Here is a 20,845-nt window from a genome sequence, read left to right as displayed (position 1 = left end):
AAAAGACTTGCCGGCCTCGCCTGTCTCGGCGAGAGGGCGCTTCACTAACCCAAGCTTTTGTGACATGCAATCCCCCCGTTGAAATTTTCCCCAACTTCTCTGGATTTCAGACAATGCCGCGGCCATTGGTTATTCTACTGCCTGGAACCGACGGCACCGCCTTGTTTTTCAGCGAACTGACAACAGCTCTGGAAAAAGAATGTGACGTGCGCTGTTTTCCCTATCCAGAGACGGGTGAACAGTCCTACGCGGCACTCGGTCAACTTTTATTGCCTCAATTACCGACAGACCGGGACTATGTCTTATTGGGAGAGTCATTTGGGGGGCCGCTGGCGGTCTGGCTGGCTACACAGGCAACGCACCCGCCGATAAAGCTGATCCTTGGCGCGACCTTTGCCGCTTCCCCTTTCGGGTTTCTGGGCCGCGCAGCCTCGCCGCTTGTGCCCCTGGCGCGGTTTATCCCTTTGCGACGCTGGCAAATTCGGCTGATGCTTTTCAACGGTGGCCATGCCGCGTGGGCAAATCGCATCTTTGATAAAACCTGTGGGCTTGATCGCCGCACCTTGCTGGCCCGTGTGATCAGCGTTCTGACTTGCGATATGAGGGAGGCATTAGCCTCATTCAACGGCCCTGTGCTCTGCCTGAATGCTTCGAAAGATCGCCTGTTGCCGCCGTGGTTACCGCGACATTTTCCTAAGGAGGACAATATCCGTGTCGTTGACCTGTCGTTACCGCACATGATGTTTCAAGCCGACCCTCTAGGCATCGCCACGACTTACATTCTTCCCTTTATCCGTGAAGAGGTGACATCCCGCCCCCTTTCGTGAACGAAGGCTTTGTGATAGCTCCCGCCGCATGTCACAGCCCTACGTCATCGCCGCCTTCTATCATTTCTTTGACTTTCCCGATTTCGAGGCGCATCAGGCCCCGCTGCTCGACCGGTTGAAAGGGCTCGGCATCAAGGGATCACTGCTGATCACCTCCGAAGGCGTCAACTCGACCATGGCCGGCACGCGCGAAGCCATAGATCGCTTCCTGACCTATCTTCAGAGCGAACTGATCGGCGAGCCGATTGTATGGAAGGAGTCCTATGCCGACACCCAGCCCTTTGGCAAGGTGCGGGTGCGCCTGAAGAAAGAGACGATTTCGCTGGGAGAACCGGTCAACCTCAGCCACCGCGGCCACTATGTCGAGCCTAAGGACTGGAACGACCTGATCCGCCGCAACGACGTGGTGATCCTCGATACGCGCAATGATTACGAGGTAAACCTCGGCACGTTCAGGGGGGCCATTGATCCGAAAATCCCGACCTTCAAATTCCTGCCCGAATGGACGCGCCAGCACGCCGATCAGCTTAAAGGCAAAAAGATCGCCACATTCTGCACCGGTGGCATCCGCTGCGAGAAGTACACGGCCTGGATGATGGAGAACGGCTTTGATGAGGTGTATCACCTTAAGGGTGGCATCTTGCAGTATTTCGAAGACGTTCCCGCCGAAGAGTCTCTATGGGACGGCGAATGTTTCGTCTTCGATGAGCGTATCGCCGTCGATCATCACCTGAATCCGTCGCAAACCGCCGTGCTCTGCCTTTATTGCGACCACGCCCTGACCGCCGAGGATCAGCAAAGCCCGCTATTTGCGCCAGGTGTCTCCTGCCCGCATTGCCACGGCGACCCGAAATATCAGCATGACCGTGAGCCCGCAGCGGGCCGCACCAAATTCTGACTAAGGGCGGCCCGTCTTATTACACGGTCTTCATTTGACCTTATCGTAAGGCGCGCTATGGTACGCGCCTGAGTGCGCGTGCGTCGCCCATCGTGGTTCCGGCGCATTTTTGATATAGCTGCACCCAATTCGGGGATGACGTTCGTCACATGAAACAGTTTTTCATTACGGTAGCCGCCGTATTCGCCGCCTTTGTGCTGTTCTTCGTCGGCGTGCCCTTTCTGCTCATCACCATGATCGCGGCCGCGTCCAAGCCCACCACACCGTCGGCCATCACACTGGTGGTTGATCTGCGCGAAGGCCTGACGGATCAGTCGCGAGCCGATCCGTTCGCCTTCATTACGGGGCGTCCCCTGTCCACCATGGACATCGTCACCTCGCTCTATCACGCGGCCGACGACAGCAAGGTCAAGTCGGTGCTGATCCGTCTGCCCGAAGGCGGACTGATGCCCGCTGCCGCGCAGGAAATCCGTACGGCCGTGCGTTATGTGCGCAGCAAGAACAAGCCGGTCTATGCCCACTCTCAGGGTCTTTATCCTTCGACCATGGTGCTGGCCTCCTACACGGTAGGCACAGCGGCGACCGAGTTCTGGATGCAGCCCCGCTCGTCTTTTCAGGTGACCGGCATTGCCACCGAGGAAATGTTCCTCAAGCGCGCCTTTGATAAGTACGGCATCACGCCGCAATTCCAGCAGCGCTATGAGTACAAAAACGCTGTCAACCCCTACCTGCAAAGCGACTTCACGCCGGCGCACCGCGAAGCCACCCTTTCCTGGATGGGATCGGTCTATGACTCGCTGATCAGCGATGCCGCGATCGACCGCAAGGACGCCAAGCTGGATGCCGTCAAGCTGAAGACCATTCTCGAAGCCGGTCCGTATAGCGCCGAAAAAGCCAAGGAACTGGGCCTGATCACCAATCTGGGTCAGGTCGAGGAGATCGAAGAAGCCGCAAAGGCCAAGGGTGGGGCGGATACGCAACTGATGGACATCGAGTCCTATGCGGCCACGACCGTATCGACCGGCAGCCAGACCATCGCCGTCATCAATGGCGAAGGCCCGATCATGACCGGTAAGGGGTCTGGCAGCGGCTTTGGCAGCGAAGCGCAGATGCTGTCCGACGATGTGGCTGAGGCCTTCTACGACGCCGTCGATAATGACAAGGTCAAGGCCATCGTCTTCCGTGTCTCCTCGCCCGGCGGATCGGACACCGCCTCTGAACAGATTGCGCGCGCCATGGCCTACGCCAAAAAGTCAGGCAAGCCGGTCGTGGTGTCGATGGGGGATTACGCGGCTTCGGGCGGGTACTGGATCTCGGCGGGGGCCAATGCCATCGTCGCCAACCCGACCACCCTCACCGGCTCGATCGGTGTCTATGGCGGCAAGATGGCCATTGGCGAAGCGGCTTCGCGCTTCGGTGTCGATTTCCGTCAGATCGGCGTGGGGTCGGACTATGCTGGGGCCTATTCGGCCGGCAAGCCCTTCACCGAAAAGCAAACCCAGGCCATCTCCAACTGGATGGACACCATCTATAACGCCTTTATCGGTCACGTCGCCGAAGGCCGCAAGCTGGCCCCCGAACGCGTGCGTGAAATCGCCAAGGGCCGTGTGTGGACGGGGGCTCAGGCCAAGCAACTGGGGCTGGTTGATGAAACCGGCGGATTCTACGCCGCCGTGGCCAAGGCCAAGCAACTGGCCAAGATCGGTGACGACGTGAAGGTGAAGCTGGTCAACTACCCCAATAACAAGTCGCCCTTCGCCATGTTCGGTAAGGGCGTCGAGGCAAGCGCCAAGGGCTTCGAAGCGCTGTCCTTCCTCGGCTGGGCCGCCAGCGATCCACGCGCCCAGATGATCATGAAGGAAGCCCGCGACGCCCGCCTACGCGAGCAAGGCGCCAGCGTTCTGGCCCCGGAACCCTACGCACCCTAGAGTTCGGACCTCATCACTGTAACAAAAAACCCTCCGGAGCAATCCGGAGGGTTTTTCTTTGGGATTCAGTGATGTGGGGTCACGGACCCCACACCCCGTAAGTTACAGGCTTAGTCCACAGCTTCGGCGCGTGAGGCATTCTTGTCTTTGGCCGGCGTAATGTCGAAGGCGATCTTGCCTTCGGCCAGCTTGACCAGAATATGCCCGCCGCGCACCAGCTTGCCGAACAGGATCTCGTCCGCCAGCGGCTTCTTGATGTTCTCCTGAATGACCCGCGCCAGCGGACGCGCGCCATAAAGTTCATCATAGCCGTTCTCCGCCAGCCATTTTTCGGCATCCGGCGACAGCTCGATCGTGATGTTACGGTCGGCCAGCTGCATTTCGAGCTGAAGGATAAACTTCTGCACGACCTGCCCGATGACCTCCGGCTTAAGCTGACGGAAGGTGACGATGGCATCCAGACGGTTGCGGAATTCCGGCGTGAACAGGCGCTTGATCGCCACCTCGTCCTCACCCGACACCTTCTCGCGTCCAAAGCCAATCGAGTTCTTCTGATTGTCCGAAGCGCCTGCATTGGTGGTCATGATCAGCACCACATTGCGGAAATCGACTTTCTTGCCCACCGCATCGGTCAGCGTCCCGTTATCCATCACCTGCAGCAGGATGTTGTAGATATCCGGGTGCGCCTTCTCGATTTCGTCGAGCAGGACGATAGCGTGCGGCGTCTGATCCACAGCATCAGTAAGGAGGCCGCCCTGATCGTGGCCGACATAGCCCGGTGGGGCCCCGATCAGCCGCGACACGGTGTGACGCTCCATATATTCCGACATGTCGAAGCGCAGCAGCTCGATGCCGAGCGTTTGCGACAACTGCTTGGCCACCTCGGTCTTGCCGACGCCGGTCGGACCGGAGAAAAGATAAGAGCCGATGGGCTTGTTGGAATCGCGCAGACCTGCACGGGCGAGCTTCATTGCCGCCGAAAGCTGTTCGATGGCTTCGTCCTGACCGAAGACGACCCTTTGCAGATCGTTGGTCAGGTCACGCAGCGCCTCCGTATCGGTCTTGGAGACCGACTTCGACGGAATGCGGGCGATCTTGGCGATCACCGTTTCGATCTCCTTCGGCCCGATGACCTTCTTGCGCTTGCCTTCGGGCAGGATCACCTGCAAGGCCCCGGCTTCGTCGATCACGTCGATCGCCTTGTCCGGCAGCTTGCGGTCGGTGATGTAGCGCGCCGACAGTTCCACCGCCGTCTTGATAGCGGCATCGGTATATTTCAGATTGTGGAAGGTCTCGTAGTAAGGCTTGAGGCCCTTCAGAATCTTCACCGTGTCATCAAGCGACGGCTCGGTCACGTCGATCTTCTGGAAGCGACGGACCAGTGCCCGATCCTTCTCGAAGTGCTGACGATATTCCTTATAGGTGGTCGAACCCATGCAGCGCAGGGCACCCGACGCCAGCGCCGGCTTCAAGAGGTTGGAGGCATCCATGGCCCCGCCCGACGTCGCGCCGGCACCGATGACGGTGTGGATTTCGTCGATGAACAGTATGGCATTGGGATGCGCCTCCAGTTCCTTGACCACCTGCTTGACGCGCTCTTCAAAATCGCCGCGGTAGCGGGTCCCGGCCAGAAGCGTGCCCATATCGAGCGAATAGATGGTCGCCCCGGCGAGCACTTCCGGCACCTCGCCTTCGACGATCTTCTTGGCCAGACCTTCGGCTATAGCGGTCTTGCCGACGCCCGGATCACCCACCAGCAGCGGATTGTTCTTGGTGCGGCGGCACAGGATCTGAATGGCGCGCTCAACCTCGGCCGAACGCCCGATCAGCGGATCGACCTTGCCGTGGCGCGATTTCTCATTGAGATCAACGCAATAGGCCGCCAACGCATCCGTGGAAGCGGCCTTGCCCGACTTTTCTTCGGAAGAGGTCGCGCCGTCTTCGGAGGAACCGCGCACCGGCCGCGGCTCGGACGCACCCGGCTTCTTGGCGATGCCGTGGGCAATATAGTTGACCGCGTCATAGCGCGTCATCTCCTGCTCCTGCAGGAAGAAGGCGGCATGGGATTCGCGCTCAGAAAAGATAGCCACCAGCACATTGGCGCCGGTTACTTCGTCCCGGCCCGAAGACTGCACATGGATTACCGCGCGCTGAATGACGCGCTGGAAGCCGGCTGTGGGCTTGGCTTCCTCCGAGTGGGGAACGACCAGCGATTTTAGGTCGGTTTCAATATAGGCCGTCAATGCGGTCCTGAGCTTGGTCAGATCGACATTACACGCCGTCATGACGCCTGCGGCATCCACGTCATCGACGAGGGCCAGCAGAAGGTGCTCCAGGGTCGCGTACTCATGGTGATGGGTGTTCGCATGACCCACCGCGCGATGCAGGGTTTCTTCGAGAGCGCTTGAAAACGATGGCATGTCGGCCTCTCCTTGGAGCAAAAAAGCGGGTACAGGGTAGTCTGGTCTCTCCTCGATGAACGGGGGCTGAAAGTCGGGTTCAAGCGATCCTCAGTCCTTCTCCATCGTACACTGGAGAGGGTGTTGGTGTCGGCATTCTGGGTAGAGTGTCGGCATCAGATTCAGTCTTTCTCCATGGTGCACTGGAGAGGGTGCTGATGCCGACGGGCCATGTCCACCACCTGGGCGACCTTGGTTTCCGCGACCTCATAGGTATAGACCCCGCAAACGCCGACGCCCGTCTGGTGGACGTGGAGCATGATACGGGTGGCGTCCTCGCGCGACTTGTTGAAGAATCGCTCCAGCACGTACACGACGAATTCCATAGGGGTATAGTCGTCGTTGAGAATTAACACGCGATAAAGAGAGGGTTTCGCAGCCTTGGGCTTGGCGTCGATAACGGCAAACGGCGCATTCGCCGGTTTGTCCACATCGGTGACCGGGGCCTTCGGGGCGCGCACCGCCTCAACCGGCAAATTTGCCGATGTCGGAAAGCGCAGCAGGGCTGGACCAAACGTCAAACCTGTCCTCTTTAACTTGGCGAAAAACGGACGCACCGCTCCTCGTCTTTTGAGACTCATACCGGGTGAAAACTCTACGGACAGAATGCTCCGACAGTTTTCGCCTGACTTCAAGATAGTGCAAACTTTAATCCTGTTAAGAGGCCGCAGCCCACATATTTGAGTTATCCGCATCACAGTTTGCGCAACTGCGTTACAAATATGTCGTCATTGATGCAGTGCAAAAGGCTGTGAGGCGCTTGCGATCAGGCTCAGAACACGACCGTGGTCTGGAGCCCGCCGCCGCTGATGGCCCAGTCCACATACCACGCGCCGGCCGTCAGGACGGCACCTTCGGAGGTCGGGTGGCGCAGGCTGATCTGGCGGGTTTCGAAGCGGTCGCGCGAATGGACGCCGATGGTCACTGTACCATTGCGCAGACCGCCTCTGACCGGAAGGGCCGCCGTATAGACGCCATTTTCGCCCGAGCGCACCTCAAGGGCGGGCTGACCGTCGATTTCCACATCGACCGTCAGACCGGGATCGGTACGTCCTGATACCGCCATCGCCCCACCGGCGTCATAATCGACCACCGCCAGCAGGCTCGCCTGCGGCCACAGAGGCAGGGCCGAGGCACCCGGTCGCAGCAGCACAGATCGCGGCGGCGCCCCGATATCAGAGGCCGGAGGCACGAAGAGACGGCCTTCGGCGCGCATCAGTCGCCCCTCGGTTTCCATGGCCAGATCATAGAAGCTGCCGCCGGACATCTGCGGCAGGCTGGCCTGAAAGCGACCGTCAGCGCCTGCGGTCACCCCATAGGCCTGGCCAGCGGGAGCCGTCAGGCGGACACGCGCCTCGGGCAGGGCCGATCCGGTCACCAGCAACTCACCCGCGGCGGTAACGGCCACCGAGGTCACTTCCGGCGATCTCACATACCCACGATTGGTGGCGACATAGTCGGCCACCTCGACCTTTTCCGGGGCTTTCTCGCCGCAACCCGTCAGCACCACTACTGAAGCGGCGCAGAGTGCCACATTGCTCAGCCTGAACCCCATCGGAACGCCGAAACCTTTCAACAGGCTTATCAGGGCCTGACAAATCCCATACACAGAACACGTATGTCGTCGCTGAAAAGCGTTGCGCGCTCGCGGCAAAGCCCTTTAATTTACGACGACATTCATTTGTTTACGCGACTGACCATATCTTTTGTCACGGGCGGTAATCAAGTCCGTCCATCGCCATAGTTCCGAGGATTTCCAATGCCCGATTCCGTTTCTGCCGCCGCACATCGCCCCATAGTGTCGGTGTGCATCTATTGCGGATCGTCGGACGCCGTGGATCAGCGCTATAAGGACGAAGCCCGGCAACTGGGCGGCATACTGGCGGCGGGGAATCTGCGTCTGGTCTATGGCGGGGGCGGCGTCGGCCTGATGGGTGAAGCGGCGCGCGGGGCCTATGAAGCGGGCGGCAAGGTGCTGGGCATCATGCCGCAATTCCTACGCACCAAGGAGCGCCTGCTGGACGAGGTCGAAACCATCGTCGTGCAGTCCATGCATGAGCGCAAGATGATGATGTTTGAAGAAGCCGATGCCTTTGTCGTCCTCCCGGGCGGGGTCGGTACGCTGGAAGAGGTCATAGAGCTACTGTCGTGGCGGCGGCTCGACCTGCACAAGAAGCCGATCATCTTCCTCAATTCAGGCGGCTTCTGGCAGCCCTTCTTCGATCTGGTCGATTTTACCGTGGGTAAGGGCTTTACGCCGGAAGCCTTCCGCCGCACCTATAAGAGTGTGGACACGGTCGAGGAGGTGCTGGGGGCTATCGAAGACCTGGCGTCCTATGATGAGGAAATCGACACGCGTCGCGTACTTTAACACTAACGGCCGAAGATGCTGACCTCATCCGGCCGTTAAAAACTCGGATCGCTTCTTTAGACCGCCGCGGGCAATCTCAGGGCAAAGGAGACGACTATGCCCGACCTGCCGCCGCACAACGAACCACCCAAAAAGAATGGCCTGAACGATTATGGCCCCAAGACCGGTGCCGCCAGCGATCACCCCTATGGCATGGATGAGATGCCGCCGGCTCCCAAGACCAAAGGCACGCCGCCTGACGCCAGAACGGAGGTCAGCAGTGAAGCGGATCTGGGCGATCCGACACAGACAGGATAATAAAAAAGGCGCTGTTTCAGCGCCTTTTTTATTCAGTCATCACGGTGGACGCGCTCGGAGCGTTCATGACGTTCCTGTGCTTCGATGGACAGGGTCGCCGTCGGGCGCGCCTCAAGCCGCCCCAGACCAATGGGTTCGCCGGTTTCTTCGCAGAAGCCGTAGGAACCATCGTCGATACGGGCGATCGCTTCGTCGATCTTGGAGATCAGTTTGCGCTGGCGGTCGCGGGTACGCAGTTCGAGCGCACGGTCCGCTTCTGAGGAGGCTCGGTCCACCAGATCGGGGTGGTTTTCCGTTTCCTTCTGCATGACCGACACGGTTTCTTTCGAACCGGCCAAGATTTCCGTTTTCCACGAAATCAGCTTTTTGCGGAAATAGGCGAGCTGACGCTCATTCATATATTCTTCGTCGTCCTTGGGACGATAGGCATCGGTATCGGATTTGGAAAGCTCGACAGCGCTCATCTTTGCACCACACCCCATGACATTGTTCACCGGCACCCTTGGCGCCGCCCCGAATTGAGACGTCGCCCGCCGCTGCGTCCCTCCCTGCAAGAACAGGGCCCCATATGGACGTACCGGCACGGGTCCGATGGCGCGGCTTATACCCGTGGAATCAGCCGTGAACAATCACGTTTTCTTTACATTAACGGGGTTTCGATGGTGCAGCGCACACAGCGGCAAGGGGCGGACTTCGCGCCGTAAGGGAATTTACATCAGCCGCCGCTTGGCCAGTTCGACATAAGCGCGGGTTTCGATTTCATTGAGCACGTTTTGCAGCCCCTGATCCTCGACCTCTTCGCGCTGAAGTTCGATCATCTTTTGCAGCGTTAAAAGCGCGCCGTCGTCGAGCGTGCCGCCCAGCAAAGCCAGCTTGAGCTCTTCAAGCGCTTCCAGAATGTCCTGAGAGCGTTTGATCTGACGGCGGCGACGCCCGTGAAGCACGTCGTCCTCGGCCTGCAGGGCCAAAAGCGCATCTATGCCGCCCAACGATAAAGCCTGAGACACCGAGGCGGCGGACGCACTCGACCGGGTTTCCGATGATCCGCTCAGCGAAAAGGCGCCAGACGTGCGGCGCGGTGCGCTGCCGCCGCCCACATTGGTCGGTCCGGCCGGTCCGTTGATCTTGATCATGCTTGCCCCATTCAGCGGTGGTATGGTCATGTCGGGGCCGTTCTGGCGAAAAGACGCGAAACCCTCTTCTGAGAGTGTACAGGCGGTGAGTATTTGCCTGTCCGTGGTTTCCAAGCCCTTAACGGCCCGGCAGATTTTTCCCCTGCCCGCACAACGCCCCCTCCGCGCCCCTGACTCTTAAAGGCTTTTTGTGTGGCATGAAATTAGCAGCCAGGAAAACATGGTTAATGCCCTCTGTGTGGACATGCGTATGCGCCTCCTTCTTGCCGCCCTCGCCGCCTTTATGACTCTGTGTGCGCCGGTGTTCGGTCTGTCGAATGCCTGCGCCGCCTCGCGCATCAAGGACATTGTCGATTTCGAAGGGGTGCGTAAGAACCAGTTGGTCGGTTACGGCCTCGTCGTCGGGCTGAATGGCACGGGCGACACGGTGCGCAACGCCCCCATGCTGAAACAGACCATGGAAAGCATGATGGGGCGGCTGGACGTCAATATCCGCGACGCCACCCTTAATACCAAGAATGCCGCCGTGGTCATGGTCACCGCCGAACTGCCGCCCTTTGCCGCCCCCGGCGCGCGCATCGACGTGACCGTCTCGGCCATGGGCGACGCCAAGAGCCTGCTGGGCGGCACGCTGCTGGTCACCCCCCTGCTGGGGGCCGACGGCGAAGCCTATGCGGCGGCACAAGGTTCTATCCAGACGGGGTCGGTATCTGCCGGCGGGGCGTCGGGCTCGTCCGTCACCAAGGGCGTGCCGACCGCCGGGCGTATCGCCTCAGGCGGCATCATCGAACGCGAAACGGGTTTCGACTTCAACGCCATGCCCATCGTGCGCCTGACGCTGAAAAATCCCGACTTCACCACCGCCAAACGCATCGCGGACACGGTGAACAAGGCCTATCCCGGCACGGCCTTTGCCGACAACCCGACCGTGGTATCGGTGCGCAACCGGCCGGAAATGAACATGATGAGCTTCATCACCGCCATTGAGCAACTGCCCGTCGCCGTAGATACACCGGCCAAGGTAGTCATTGATGAGGTCAACGGCGTCATTGTCATCGGTGAAAACGTCCGCGTCTCGCGCGTTGCCATCGCTCAGGGGAACCTGACCATCCGTGTCGATGAGCGCCCCTTCGTCAGTCAGCCCGCTCCCTTCTCGCAGGGCCAGACGACTGCCGTTCCCGACAGTTCGGTGAGCGTGGAAGAGGAAAAGGGCAAAAAACTCTATGAGCTTCAGGAGACCACCTCGCTTACCGATCTGGTCAATGGTCTCAATGCCCTGGGCGTCAGCCCGCGCGACATGATTTCCATCTTGCAGACCATCAAGGCGTCCGGCGCTCTGCAAGCCGATATCGAGGTGATGTAATGGACACGCTCAATACCACCGCAACCTCAACGAACGGACACAGCCCCACCCTGTCCAAGGCCTCGCCACCAACAGGGAAAAAGGTGGGTACAGACTTTGAAAACATGGTCATTTCCCAGATGCTGAAACCCATGTTCGAAGGCCTGTCCACGGACGGCCTGTTCGGTGGTGGCGAAGGCGAGGAAGCCTTTCGGTCGGTCTATCTCGACGCCCTGGCTGGTCAGGTGGTAAAATCCGGAGGTGTCGGCATTTCCGCGCAGGTTCAGAAACAACTTCTTGCCCTTCAGGAGGCGCACTCATGAGCATTTCCGCCCGCGACGCCGATGATTACGCGGCTCAGCTTCTGGTTCTGACCGAACGCCTCACCGAACGCCTGACCGGCGAAGCCGAAGCGCTGGAAGCCCATCGCCCGCTCGATATCCGCGACTCGGTCGAAGAAACACGCAGCCTGTCCGCCCTCTATCGGCAGGAAAGCGCCCGCCTGAAGGCCGACCCGTCGCGCCTGCAAGGTTTGAGCCCCGCGCATAAGGACAGCCTGCGCAGGGCGACCGAGGTGTTTGTCGCCATATCCGAGCGCCATGCGCGCGCTGTCGAAGCCGCCAAGACGATTTCAGAGGGTCTGATGAAGGCGGTCGCCGATACGCTGAATGAGAACCGCAAGCCCAGCCTGACCTACGGACCCGGCGCGGCGGTAACGGATCGCGCGCCGCAATCCCTGAACTACGGCTTCAAGGCTTAGGCAGGGTTTCGCGCTTGGCCTTGTAATAGGCATCGGTGCGCCCATCGACATCGTGCATAAACTGCCCCTTTTCCGTGGAATAGACGCCCGGCGCTGGCAGGTCGGGCGGCGTATAGCGCGGCGAGTCGGGGCCATTGACGCGCTTCCAGTAATCGACATTGCCGGGCTCGCTCCTGTAGCGGCGCTCGGCTTCGGTGGCGGCGACCTGCGCCTCCCAATAGGGTTGAGGCCCCGGTTTGACCGGCAAAGGCCGCACAGGGGCATAACCGCGTTCAGGACAATCGGGCGGCAGGGCGGTTCCGTTCATCAACGCCTTGCGACAGGCCTGACCGTGACGCAGGGCGGCCCCCAGCGTCTCACGCCCCGTATCGTCGCTGGCGGACGGCGGGGCCGCACTGGCGACTACCGAAGGCGTAGCCCCGGAAGGGTCAGGAGGCCGTGAGGGTTGACGATAGGGCGGTAATGCCGTGTGGCGTTCTCCCTGAGCTGAGCGGGAGGGCGACCTCACCCCGCGCGACGGCACAAACCACACCTCACTAAGGGTCGGCGCGTCCTGCGACGGCGTTTCACGGGGCCGCGAAATCATGAACAGCAGGGCCAGCGCCATATGCGCCGCCACCACCACAAGTGCGGTGAAGCCCACCTGTCGCCATTGAATCACCTGATGCGCCATACCGCCCCCTGTCTCTGCCAGATGAGACGAACAATCCGGCCTTTAAGAGGCAGCCCACGGACACAGTTTTTACAAAAGCGTTCGCAAAACGTTCTTGCGCCTTCGGTGCAAATCGGGCAGTGAACCCAAAAACCTCTGCTGACACTTTCTCGACGCTGCCATTATACCTATATGGCGGAAATTGCCTCCCCAAATGGATATGCGTAATGGCCGATAGCGGACACGACAAGGATATGCTGATGAGCAGCTCAAACCTGATGCAGGGCTTCATCAAGGTGCGCGGCGCGCGCGAGCATAACCTCAAGGGCGTCGATGTCGATATTCCGCGCGGCAAGCTGGTGGTGCTCACCGGCCTGTCGGGGTCGGGCAAGTCGTCACTCGCCTTCGACACCATCTATGCCGAGGGGCAGCGGCGTTACGTCGAGTCGCTGTCGGCCTATGCGCGGCAATTCCTTGAGCTGATGTCGAAGCCCGACGTGGACCTGATTGAAGGCCTGTCGCCGGCCATTTCCATCGAGCAGAAGACGACCTCCAAAAACCCGCGCTCGACCGTCGGGACGGTGACGGAAATCCACGACTATATGCGCCTTCTGTGGGCGCGCACCGGCGTGCCCTATTCGCCCGCCACGGGCCTGCCCATCGAAAGCCAGACCATTTCGCAGATGGTCGATAAGATCTTGGCCCTGCCCGAGGGGACGCGACTGTTGCTGTTGGCCCCCTTCGTGCGCGGGCGCAAGGGCGAATACAAGAAAGAAATCGCCGACCTTCAGCGTCAGGGCTTTCAGCGCCTGAAGATCGACGGTGAGTACTACGCCATCGAAGATGCTCCCAAGCTCGACAAGAAGTACAAGCACGATATCGACGTCGTGGTGGATCGTGTGGTCGTCAAAGGCGGGCTGATGCAGCGTCTGGCCGACAGTCTGGAAACGGCGCTGCGGCTGGCCGACGGCTTGGCCATCGCCGAATATGCCGATGTGGCTGAAGGCGAGACCGAACCGAAGCGCCTGATCTTTTCCGAAAAATTCGCCTGCCCGGTGTCTGGCTTTACCATTGCGGAGATTGAGCCGCGCCTGTTCTCGTTCAACAATCCGTTCGGCGCCTGCCCGACCTGCGACGGGCTGGGGGTCAAGCTGACCTTTGACCGCTCGCTGATCGTGCCGGATGAGTCGTTGAGCCTCAAGGACGGGGCCATTGCGCCGTGGGCCAAGGGCCCCTCGCCACTGTACGCGCAGACGCTTGAGGCCCTGTCCGGGCATTACGGCTTCAAGATGGACACCAAATGGCGCGCCCTGACGCCGGAAGCGCAGGACGTGATCCTGCTGGGGTCCGAATCGGAAAAGATCAAGTTCGTCTATCAGGACGGCTCGCGGCGCTACGACGTGACCAAGCCGTTCGAAGGCGTCATCCCCAATATGGAGCGCCGCTACCGCGAAACCGACTCGTCCTGGGTGCGCGAGGACCTGAGCCGTTATCAGGCCGAAACCCCGTGCGAGGCCTGCGGCGGCAAGCGCCTCAAGCCCGAGGCCCTGGCCGTCAAGGTCAATGCGAAGGACATCGCCGAAATCTCCGGCCTGTCGATCAAGAAGGCACACGACTGGTTCGCCGATCTGCAGAACCATCTGAGCGAAAAGCAGATGGATATTGCGCGGCGCATCCTGAAGGAAATTCTCGACCGCCTGAACTTCCTCAATGCGGTGGGGCTCGACTATCTCAACCTGTCGCGCAATTCCGGCACCCTGTCCGGCGGCGAAAGCCAGCGTATCCGTCTGGCCTCACAGATCGGTTCGGGCCTGACCGGCGTGCTCTACGTGCTGGATGAACCCTCGATCGGTCTGCATCAACGCGACAATGACCGCCTGCTCGACAGCCTGAAAGGGCTGCGCGATCTGGGCAATTCGGTACTTGTGGTCGAACACGACGAAGACGCCATCCTTACCGCCGACTATGTGATCGACATGGGCCCGGCGGCCGGTGTGCACGGCGGTCAGGTGGTGGCCGAGGGCACGCCCGATGACATCAAGGCCAATGCCAACTCGCTGACCGGGCAATATCTGACCGGCAAGCGCGAAATCCCCCTCTACTTCTCGAAGGATACGGACAATGAGCGCCGCCCCATCGACAAGAAGAAGATGCTGAAGGTCATCGGGGCGCGCGGCAACAATCTGAAAAACGTCACCGGCGAAATTCCGGTGGGCGTCATGACCTGCATCACCGGTGTTTCCGGTGGCGGCAAATCGACCTTCACGCTGGAAACCCTGCATAAGGCGGCGGCGCGACGCCTCAACAACGCCTCCGCCAATCCCGCCGTCCACGACAAGATCGAGGGGCTGGAGTTTTTCGACAAGGTGGTCGAGATCGACCAGTCGCCCATCGGCCGCACGCCGCGTTCCAACCCAGCCACCTATACGGGGGCCTTCGGGCCGATCCGCGACTGGTACGCCGGCCTGCCGGAATCCAAGGCGCGCGGCTACGGACCGGGCCGCTTCTCCTTCAACGTCAAGGGCGGCCGCTGCGAAGCCTGTCAGGGCGACGGCGTCATCAAGATCGAGATGCACTTCCTGCCCGACGTCTATGTCACCTGCGATGTGTGCAAGGGCAAGCGCTATAACCGCGAGACGCTGGAGATCGTCTTCAAGGGCCATTCCATCGCCGATGTGCTGGACATGACGGTCGAGGAAGGCGCCGAGGCCTTCAAGGCCGTGCCTTCGATCCGTGACAAGCTGGAGACGCTGAAGCGCGTCGGTCTGGGCTATATCAAGATCGGCCAGCAGGCGACCACCCTGTCGGGCGGTGAGGCGCAGCGCGTCAAGCTGTCGAAAGAGCTGTCGAAACGCGCCACGGGCAAAACCCTGTATATTCTCGACGAACCGACCACGGGGCTGCATTTTGAGGATACGCGCAAGCTGCTGGAAGTGCTGCACGAGCTGACCGACCACGGCAACACGACCGTGGTGATCGAGCACAATCTGGACGTCATCAAGACGGCCGACTGGCTGCTCGACTTCGGCCCGGAAGGTGGTGACGGCGGCGGCGAGATCGTGGCCTTCGGCACGCCGGAAAAGGTGGCGGACAATCCGAAGTCGTGGACCGGCAAATACCTGAAAGACATTCTGGCCCGGCACAAGGTGCGGAAAAAATAGGCTTCAAACGCGGATCCGTTGCGAAAGTGAACACTGCGTTAACCCTGTTGCGGCATTGAATCGAACATCGTCATCCTCGATTCGAGACCCGTCATGCGCCGCCGCCCCCTCTCCTCGGCCCTGCTCGTTACTGTTGCCGCCCTTGGTCTGATGAGCGCGGGACTGTCGGGGTGCAGCAAGCCGAAGGCCGAGCCTGGCGATCCGCACGCTGAAGCCGCAGGCGATCATGGGGGGAGCGATGCGGAACACGGTGCCGCCAAGAACGATGTCGCGCACTGGAGCTATGAAGGCGATGACGGCCCGGCGCACTGGGGGGATCTGAGCACTGAGAATAAGGCCTGCAAGACCGGACCGCGTCAGTCCCCGATCAATCTCAGCGGCGTGGCGTCGCCCAAGGCCGTTAATCTGACGCTCGACTATACCTCATCCCCGGCCAAGATCCAGAACATGGGACACGCCATTCAGGTCTCACCGACCGACGGCGGCGGCGTGGTGATGGACGGCGTGCGCTACAAGCTGGTGCAGTTCCATTTCCATACCCCGTCCGAACACACGATCGACGGCCACCGCGCGGCCATCGAAACCCACTTTGTGCACAAGAACGACAAGGGTGACCTGCTGGTTATCGGCGTCCTGTCGGATGTAGGCGTGGCCGACCCCATGCTGGCACCCATCTGGACGTGGCTGCCGACCGATCCGGGGCCGGCCGCCCTGATCCCCGACCTGCTGGTCAATGCGCGCGATCTGATGCCCGCCACCGAAGAGTTTTATGCCTATTCCGGTTCGCTGACCACGCCGCCGTGCACGGAAAACGTCACATGGCTGGTCTATGCCTCGCCGCTGTCGATCTCACCGGAGCAGGTGGACGCCTATCAGCGCCTGACCGGCCCCAATGCGCGCCCGATACAGTCGCCGCAGGGCCGAGACATCCTGCACCTCGTCGGAAGCTGATCAGGCTTTTGGCGTATTTTTCAGGGTTTGATAGGCCGCAGCGACGGCTCCAATCATGATAGCCGTGGTCAGGGGCGCAATCACACCGTTGACCGCCAGATAGATGCCCGTCAAAGGCTCAAACAGATTGGCCAGTTGTGAGACGTCGGGCTGAGGCACCTCGTCCACCGACGTGATTTCACGGCCCGTTATAAGAACGGCCAAGGCCATATACACGGTCTGCGCCAGCATACTGACCAGTAACGCCATCAGGAAGGCCACAGCAAATCCGCCCAGAAGCGACCAGAACCGCCCCTGAGTCAGCTTGAGCGAACCCGTCAGGTTGAAATGACCTTCATCGAAACTCTGTACGCTGACCATGGACAGACGCACCATCAGCCAGATGTTGAAGATCATGGCCGCCATGGCCGTCAAGGTTCCGATCACCGGGACGACGGCCTGAGACACCGCACCGACGAGGAATGACAGCAGACCACCCAGTATGGCGAGGACCACGGTAATCAGCAGGGTAACGACGATAATGGCCAGAGCGAGCACGAAGGAAAGCGCCATCTGCCGGATTTCATCGGCCCCCAGACGCAGAAACCCGAACTGAGGCGAATGTCCGCCCAGCACCGCCCGATACACCGCGCAGGTAATAATGGCCGAAAAAACCAGAGTCACCATCAGGGCCAGCACATAGGCCGGCCCCAGACGTAGAAGCAACTCCGCCGCCTTTTCCGGTTCGTTGGGCACCTGCCCCTGAATGAGGGCGTTCCATTCCGGACCAGCCACCGACATCAGCAAAGCGGTAGACAGGATAAGCGCTACCAGCAGAACCGCCCCCCACCAGGCAATCAGGATGGGCCGCTCACGGATGATACGGAAGCCTTCAAAGGCAAAATCAACGGACGAAGCCATGCACGGAACCGGGGAAAGAGAACTTCCTATCCCTTAGCGCGAAGTGCGCTGATTTGCCTATAGGCAGACGCCAAAAAAGCAATGCTCAGCGGCATGAAGACGCCCACACCCAGCGCTAAATTAATAATGCCCCCCAGCGGCAATTCCGCCATGATCATCAGCGGCGGCATCAGGCTGCTCAGGACGATAAACGGCAGCAGGATATAGACATAGCCAAGGAACAGCTTGACCGTCTGTCCCGAAGACAGGCTGAGGGCATTGAGCGACACCAGACGATGTTCGGCCACCGTGGCGGCGCGGTGCAGCCACAGTTTCACCGTCAGGATGCTGAGCGTCAGAAGAACGGCGATAATGGCAACGCCGACGACGACCCCTTGCGGTTGCGCCCCTTCGATCAGGGTGCGCAGCAGGGCCTGCGGTGTGCGGTAGCTGTCTTCGGGCAGACCTGCCGCCCCCATGAACAGAGCCAGCACCACGGCGCCCGCGATAAACACGATGGACCAGAACAGCAGGACCAGAGCGCTCGCCCCCAGCAGGCGGCGCTCACCCTTGCCGAACTGCAAACCGCCAAAGCCCAGACCTTCAGCCGCAGCAAAACGCTCACCGAACAGGGCCAGACGATACAGCGCCCCCGCCGCCGCCGTGTGCACGATAACGCCGACCACGATCAGACCCCGCCGCAACCACACATCCAGATGCGGCAGATGCCCCAGCAGCAGGACGACAAACAGAACACCCAGAACCGGGCCCGCCTTGCGCCACAGTAGCGGCAGGCTCTGCCCGGCCGTCTTCAGCGCACCGATCAGATGAAAGGCCGTGCCGAAACTCATTGTCGAAATCCCCAAAAGCCCGATAACCCGCAGCGTTAACCCTAAGCAGGGACCACTGTTAAACAAATCCTTTCCCTTTAAAAGGGCAAAGGCAAGTGGCCCGATGTTTTTCATCGAGACCGTGACATCGTCATACGATCTCATTATATGACCCGCATGACAGTCCAACCCGTACATATCATTGGCGGCGGTCTCGCCGGTTCCGAAGCCGCCTGGCAACTGGCTCAGGCCGGTGTTCCCGTCATTATTCACGAGATGCGCGGCGTCAAACCGACCGACGCGCACCAGACCGACGGCCTCGCCGAACTGGTCTGCTCCAACTCGTTCCGCTCGGACGACTGGGAATATAATGCCGTGGGCCTGCTGCACGCAGAAATGCGGCGCGGCAACTCGCTGATCATGGCCTGCGCCGACAGACATCAGGTGCCGGCCGGCGGTGCGCTGGCCGTTGACCGCGAAGGCTTCTCGCAGGCCGTCACCGCCGCTCTGGCGGCGCATCCGCTGGTGACCCTCCTGCGCGAAGAGGTCACCTCCCTGAAAGACAAGGACTGGAAAAACGTCATCTGTGCCACCGGGCCGCTGACCTCGGAATCCCTGTCCGAGGTCATTCTGGAACTGACCGGCGAAGGCCACCTCAGCTTTTTTGACGCCATCGCCCCTATCGTGCACTCCGAAAGCATCGACATGTCGATTGCTTGGCGGCAGTCCCGCTACGACAAGGAAGGGCCCGGCGGCGACGCGGCGGCCTATATCAACTGCCCCATGACAAAGGACCAGTATGAGGCCTTTGTCGATGCCCTGCTGACCGGCCCCAAGGCGGATTTCAAGGAGTGGGAGCACGTCCCCTATTTCGACGGCTGCCTGCCCATTGAGGTGATGGCCGAGCGCGGACGCGAAACCCTGCGCTATGGCCCGATGAAGCCCGTCGGCCTGACCGATCCCAATAATCCGACCGTCAAACCTCATGCGATTGTTCAGCTTCGGCAGGATAATGCCCTGGGAACATTGTATAATCTGGTTGGCTTTCAGACCAAGCTGAAACACGGGGCTCAGGCCGAGGTCTTTCGCATGATCCCCGGGCTTCAGAACGCGCAGTTCGCGCGTCTGGGCGGACTGCACCGCAACACCTTCATCCAGTCGCCCAAGGTGCTGGGGGCCGATCTGCGCCTGAAGCGCCTGATCGGTGAGCGGTCCCTGCGCTTTGCCGGGCAGATCACCGGCGTCGAAGGCTATGTCGAAAGCGCCGCCATGGGCTTGCTTGCCGGACGCTTTGCCGCCGCCGAAGCGAGAGGCGAAAGCCTGCCGCCGCCGCCGCCGACCACGGCACTGGGGGCCCTGATCGGGCATATCACCGGCGGGCATCTGGCCGATGAAAAGGCGTCCTTTCAACCCATGAATATCAACTATGGACTGCTGCCGCCGATGGAGGCCCCGAAGTTCGACGAAGACGGCAAGAAGATCCCCGTCAAGGATCGCACCCGCGCCAAGAAACGCCAAATGAGCGTTCGGGCCTTGCGCGATATCGAGACGTGGTTAAAAACAGAACCCGTTCCGGCCTGAATGCCTGCTGAAGTGTGTGTGTGATGAAAGCTCTCGCCCCTCTCCTCGCTCTGTCTGTTCTGGGCTTAAGTGCCTGCGCCACGACCGAGACGCCGCCGGTCGTGCCAACACCGGTCGTCATTCCCTCCTCCCTGCAACCGCAGCCCATCATGCTGTTCGATGTGCAAAAGGAAGGGCGCAAGCTCTATACGCTGAATGATGAGTTCCCCTATTGCGACAAGCTGACGGGCAAGGTGGTGGTGGTGCCTAAATGGTTCCGCACCGACTTCGCCTCGGTGCCGTGGTTCGGACAGTTTGCGGTCAATACGGACGGGCCGACCATCCGTGCGGCCATCGTCCACGACTGGCTTTACGCCATCGGGGAGCCGGGTAAGCGTCAGGACGCCGACGACATCTTCTACCGCGCCATGCGCAAATGGGGCGTCAGCGAGATCGAGGCGCGTATCGCCTATAATGCCGTCCGCACCGGCGGGGAAAGCGGTTATGGACTGGCCTCGGACTGGGTGTTCGTCAATCCGGCCTTCCCGTCGGCGCGCTTCCCGGCCCCGTTCGCCAAGCCGAAAACCGGCATCATCATGACCCTGCCGCAGTGCAAGGGCTTTGAAGAGATGGTGGCCAAGGGCTGGAAGGCCTATCCGTTATATCCGGCTCCCGTGACGCCGACCGTGACACAACCGCCGAAAAAGAAGCCGCTATTCGGGATTGGGTAAATCCTAGATTCAAACCCCGGATAGACACGGATATGGCCGCGTTGCGGCCATGACACGGATAAAAGA

At 60.5% G+C, this 20,845-nt stretch carries 20 protein-coding genes; 12 read left to right on the top strand and 8 right to left on the bottom strand.

The annotated features are described in order from the left end of the window. Positions 1–113 precede the first annotated feature (113 nt). From AACH73_RS05275 to sppA, 3 genes are all read left to right on the top strand, one after another. Positions 114–827 (top strand): alpha/beta hydrolase, encoded by a 714-nt coding sequence (locus AACH73_RS05275; protein ID WP_338735622.1) that lies wholly within the window; start codon positions 114–116, stop codon positions 825–827. Between the two features lie 28 nt (positions 828–855). Continuing rightward, positions 856–1,725, top strand: coding sequence for a rhodanese-related sulfurtransferase (locus AACH73_RS05270; protein ID WP_338735621.1), 870 nt, complete (start codon positions 856–858; stop codon positions 1,723–1,725). A 149-nt stretch (positions 1,726–1,874) separates the two neighbouring features. Continuing rightward, the gene (gene sppA / locus AACH73_RS05265) at positions 1,875–3,653 is read left to right on the top strand and encodes a signal peptide peptidase SppA (RefSeq protein WP_272740189.1); all 1,779 of its coding nucleotides are present in this window, start codon (positions 1,875–1,877) and stop codon (positions 3,651–3,653) included. A 110-nt stretch (positions 3,654–3,763) separates the two neighbouring features. Here the strand turns inward: sppA and clpA are convergent, their stop codons facing one another. From clpA to AACH73_RS05250, 3 genes are all read right to left on the bottom strand, one after another. Beyond that, positions 3,764–6,073, bottom strand: a complete 2,310-nt coding sequence (gene clpA, locus AACH73_RS05260) for an ATP-dependent Clp protease ATP-binding subunit ClpA (RefSeq protein WP_338735620.1) — start codon at positions 6,071–6,073, stop codon at positions 3,764–3,766. A 161-nt stretch (positions 6,074–6,234) separates the two neighbouring features. Further along, positions 6,235–6,633 (bottom strand): ATP-dependent Clp protease adapter ClpS, encoded by a 399-nt coding sequence (gene clpS / locus AACH73_RS05255; RefSeq protein WP_303651337.1) that lies wholly within the window; start codon positions 6,631–6,633, stop codon positions 6,235–6,237. A gap of 251 nt (positions 6,634–6,884) precedes the next feature. Next, a complete protein-coding gene (locus AACH73_RS05250; RefSeq protein ID WP_338735618.1) occupies positions 6,885–7,667 on the bottom strand; it encodes a hypothetical protein in 783 nt (260 codons plus the stop codon). 204 nt (positions 7,668–7,871) lie between these two features. Here AACH73_RS05250 and AACH73_RS05245 point away from each other — a divergent pair, with 204 nt between their 5' ends. After that, positions 7,872–8,483 carry a TIGR00730 family Rossman fold protein gene (locus AACH73_RS05245; RefSeq protein WP_338735617.1) on the top strand — a complete coding sequence of 204 codons (612 nt, stop codon included), beginning with the start codon at positions 7,872–7,874 and terminating at the stop codon, positions 8,481–8,483. A 96-nt stretch (positions 8,484–8,579) separates the two neighbouring features. Then, the gene (locus tag AACH73_RS05240) at positions 8,580–8,780 is read left to right on the top strand and encodes a hypothetical protein (protein WP_272740193.1); all 201 of its coding nucleotides are present in this window, start codon (positions 8,580–8,582) and stop codon (positions 8,778–8,780) included. A 32-nt stretch (positions 8,781–8,812) separates the two neighbouring features. On the opposite strand, the gene dksA is transcribed toward AACH73_RS05240, so the two are convergent. Beyond that, positions 8,813–9,262 (bottom strand): RNA polymerase-binding protein DksA, encoded by a 450-nt coding sequence (dksA, locus tag AACH73_RS05235; RefSeq protein ID WP_041658562.1) that lies wholly within the window; start codon positions 9,260–9,262, stop codon positions 8,813–8,815. Between the two features lie 228 nt (positions 9,263–9,490). Beyond that, positions 9,491–9,913: a flagellar assembly protein FliX gene (locus AACH73_RS05230; RefSeq protein WP_272740194.1), complete on the bottom strand. Its 423-nt coding sequence runs from the start codon at positions 9,911–9,913 to the stop codon at positions 9,491–9,493. Between the two features lie 283 nt (positions 9,914–10,196). On the opposite strand from AACH73_RS05230, the gene AACH73_RS05225 reads away from it, so the two are divergent. From AACH73_RS05225 to AACH73_RS05215, 3 genes are read left to right on the top strand one after another with little or no spacing between them, the layout of a single operon-like run. Continuing rightward, positions 10,197–11,276, top strand: a complete 1,080-nt coding sequence (locus tag AACH73_RS05225) for a flagellar basal body P-ring protein FlgI (RefSeq protein WP_272740464.1) — start codon at positions 10,197–10,199, stop codon at positions 11,274–11,276. Beyond that, entirely contained in the window at positions 11,276–11,578 is a 303-nt protein-coding gene (locus AACH73_RS05220) for a rod-binding protein (RefSeq protein WP_272740195.1), read from the top strand. The genes AACH73_RS05225 and AACH73_RS05220 overlap by 1 nt, the downstream gene beginning before the upstream one ends. Then, positions 11,575–12,015 (top strand): flagellar basal-body protein FlbY, encoded by a 441-nt coding sequence (locus tag AACH73_RS05215; protein WP_338735616.1) that lies wholly within the window; start codon positions 11,575–11,577, stop codon positions 12,013–12,015. The genes AACH73_RS05220 and AACH73_RS05215 overlap by 4 nt, the downstream gene beginning before the upstream one ends. Here AACH73_RS05215 and AACH73_RS05210 read toward each other — a convergent pair. Further along, on the bottom strand, positions 12,005–12,688 hold the full coding sequence (locus AACH73_RS05210; protein WP_338735615.1) for a hypothetical protein: 684 nt from the start codon (positions 12,686–12,688) through the stop codon (positions 12,005–12,007). The two genes, AACH73_RS05215 and AACH73_RS05210, sit on opposite strands and share 11 nt — an antisense overlap. Positions 12,689–12,945: 257 nt before the next feature. On the opposite strand from AACH73_RS05210, the gene uvrA reads away from it, so the two are divergent. Both uvrA and AACH73_RS05200 read left to right on the top strand, forming a co-directional pair. Continuing rightward, positions 12,946–15,828: an excinuclease ABC subunit UvrA gene (gene uvrA, locus AACH73_RS05205; protein WP_338735719.1), complete on the top strand. Its 2,883-nt coding sequence runs from the start codon at positions 12,946–12,948 to the stop codon at positions 15,826–15,828. A 93-nt stretch (positions 15,829–15,921) separates the two neighbouring features. After that, positions 15,922–16,779 carry a carbonic anhydrase family protein gene (locus tag AACH73_RS05200; RefSeq protein WP_272740198.1) on the top strand — a complete coding sequence of 286 codons (858 nt, stop codon included), beginning with the start codon at positions 15,922–15,924 and terminating at the stop codon, positions 16,777–16,779. Here the strand turns inward: AACH73_RS05200 and AACH73_RS05195 are convergent, their stop codons facing one another. Both AACH73_RS05195 and AACH73_RS05190 read right to left on the bottom strand, forming a co-directional pair. Then, a complete protein-coding gene (locus AACH73_RS05195) occupies positions 16,780–17,679 on the bottom strand; it encodes a hypothetical protein (protein ID WP_272740199.1) in 900 nt (299 codons plus the stop codon). 26 nt (positions 17,680–17,705) lie between these two features. Beyond that, a complete protein-coding gene (locus AACH73_RS05190) occupies positions 17,706–18,509 on the bottom strand; it encodes a hypothetical protein (RefSeq protein WP_338735614.1) in 804 nt (267 codons plus the stop codon). Positions 18,510–18,656: 147 nt separating this feature from the next. Between AACH73_RS05190 and trmFO the strand changes: the two genes are divergently transcribed. Next, on the top strand, positions 18,657–20,069 hold the full coding sequence (trmFO, locus tag AACH73_RS05185) for a methylenetetrahydrofolate--tRNA-(uracil(54)-C(5))-methyltransferase (FADH(2)-oxidizing) TrmFO (protein WP_272740201.1): 1,413 nt from the start codon (positions 18,657–18,659) through the stop codon (positions 20,067–20,069). Positions 20,070–20,092: 23 nt separating this feature from the next. Beyond that, positions 20,093–20,779: a DUF1353 domain-containing protein gene (locus tag AACH73_RS05180; RefSeq protein ID WP_272740202.1), complete on the top strand. Its 687-nt coding sequence runs from the start codon at positions 20,093–20,095 to the stop codon at positions 20,777–20,779. The last annotated feature ends 66 nt before the right edge of the window (positions 20,780–20,845 follow it).

Source organism: Asticcacaulis sp. DW145 (genome assembly GCF_037101385.1).
Classification (GTDB): domain Bacteria; phylum Pseudomonadota; class Alphaproteobacteria; order Caulobacterales; family Caulobacteraceae; genus Asticcacaulis; species Asticcacaulis currens.
The sequence above is the reverse complement of the archived record's forward strand: the minus strand, read 5'-3'. Positions and strand labels throughout refer to the sequence as shown.

What these genes read in the sequence shown, in the direction of transcription:
- AACH73_RS05275 (WP_338735622.1), top strand. Translation starts at nt 114, where the DNA reads ATGCCGCGGCCATTGGTTATTCTACTGCCTGGAACCGACGGCACCGCC.
- AACH73_RS05270 (WP_338735621.1), top strand. Translation starts at nt 856, where the DNA reads ATGTCACAGCCCTACGTCATCGCCGCCTTCTATCATTTCTTTGACTTT.
- sppA (WP_272740189.1), top strand. Translation starts at nt 1,875, where the DNA reads ATGAAACAGTTTTTCATTACGGTAGCCGCCGTATTCGCCGCCTTTGTG.
- clpA (WP_338735620.1), bottom strand. Translation starts at nt 6,073, where the DNA reads ATGCCATCGTTTTCAAGCGCTCTCGAAGAAACCCTGCATCGCGCGGTG.
- AACH73_RS05250 (WP_338735618.1), bottom strand. Translation starts at nt 7,667, where the DNA reads ATGGGGTTCAGGCTGAGCAATGTGGCACTCTGCGCCGCTTCAGTAGTG.
- AACH73_RS05245 (WP_338735617.1), top strand. Translation starts at nt 7,872, where the DNA reads ATGCCCGATTCCGTTTCTGCCGCCGCACATCGCCCCATAGTGTCGGTG.
- AACH73_RS05240 (WP_272740193.1), top strand. Translation starts at nt 8,580, where the DNA reads ATGCCCGACCTGCCGCCGCACAACGAACCACCCAAAAAGAATGGCCTG.
- dksA (WP_041658562.1), bottom strand. Translation starts at nt 9,262, where the DNA reads ATGGGGTGTGGTGCAAAGATGAGCGCTGTCGAGCTTTCCAAATCCGAT.
- AACH73_RS05230 (WP_272740194.1), bottom strand. Translation starts at nt 9,913, where the DNA reads ATGATCAAGATCAACGGACCGGCCGGACCGACCAATGTGGGCGGCGGC.
- AACH73_RS05225 (WP_272740464.1), top strand. Translation starts at nt 10,197, where the DNA reads ATGACTCTGTGTGCGCCGGTGTTCGGTCTGTCGAATGCCTGCGCCGCC.
- AACH73_RS05220 (WP_272740195.1), top strand. Translation starts at nt 11,276, where the DNA reads ATGGACACGCTCAATACCACCGCAACCTCAACGAACGGACACAGCCCC.
- AACH73_RS05215 (WP_338735616.1), top strand. Translation starts at nt 11,575, where the DNA reads ATGAGCATTTCCGCCCGCGACGCCGATGATTACGCGGCTCAGCTTCTG.
- AACH73_RS05210 (WP_338735615.1), bottom strand. Translation starts at nt 12,688, where the DNA reads ATGGCGCATCAGGTGATTCAATGGCGACAGGTGGGCTTCACCGCACTT.
- uvrA (WP_338735719.1), top strand. Translation starts at nt 12,946, where the DNA reads ATGCAGGGCTTCATCAAGGTGCGCGGCGCGCGCGAGCATAACCTCAAG.
- AACH73_RS05200 (WP_272740198.1), top strand. Translation starts at nt 15,922, where the DNA reads ATGCGCCGCCGCCCCCTCTCCTCGGCCCTGCTCGTTACTGTTGCCGCC.
- AACH73_RS05195 (WP_272740199.1), bottom strand. Translation starts at nt 17,679, where the DNA reads ATGGCTTCGTCCGTTGATTTTGCCTTTGAAGGCTTCCGTATCATCCGT.
- AACH73_RS05190 (WP_338735614.1), bottom strand. Translation starts at nt 18,509, where the DNA reads ATGAGTTTCGGCACGGCCTTTCATCTGATCGGTGCGCTGAAGACGGCC.
- trmFO (WP_272740201.1), top strand. Translation starts at nt 18,657, where the DNA reads ATGACCCGCATGACAGTCCAACCCGTACATATCATTGGCGGCGGTCTC.
- AACH73_RS05180 (WP_272740202.1), top strand. Translation starts at nt 20,093, where the DNA reads ATGAAAGCTCTCGCCCCTCTCCTCGCTCTGTCTGTTCTGGGCTTAAGT.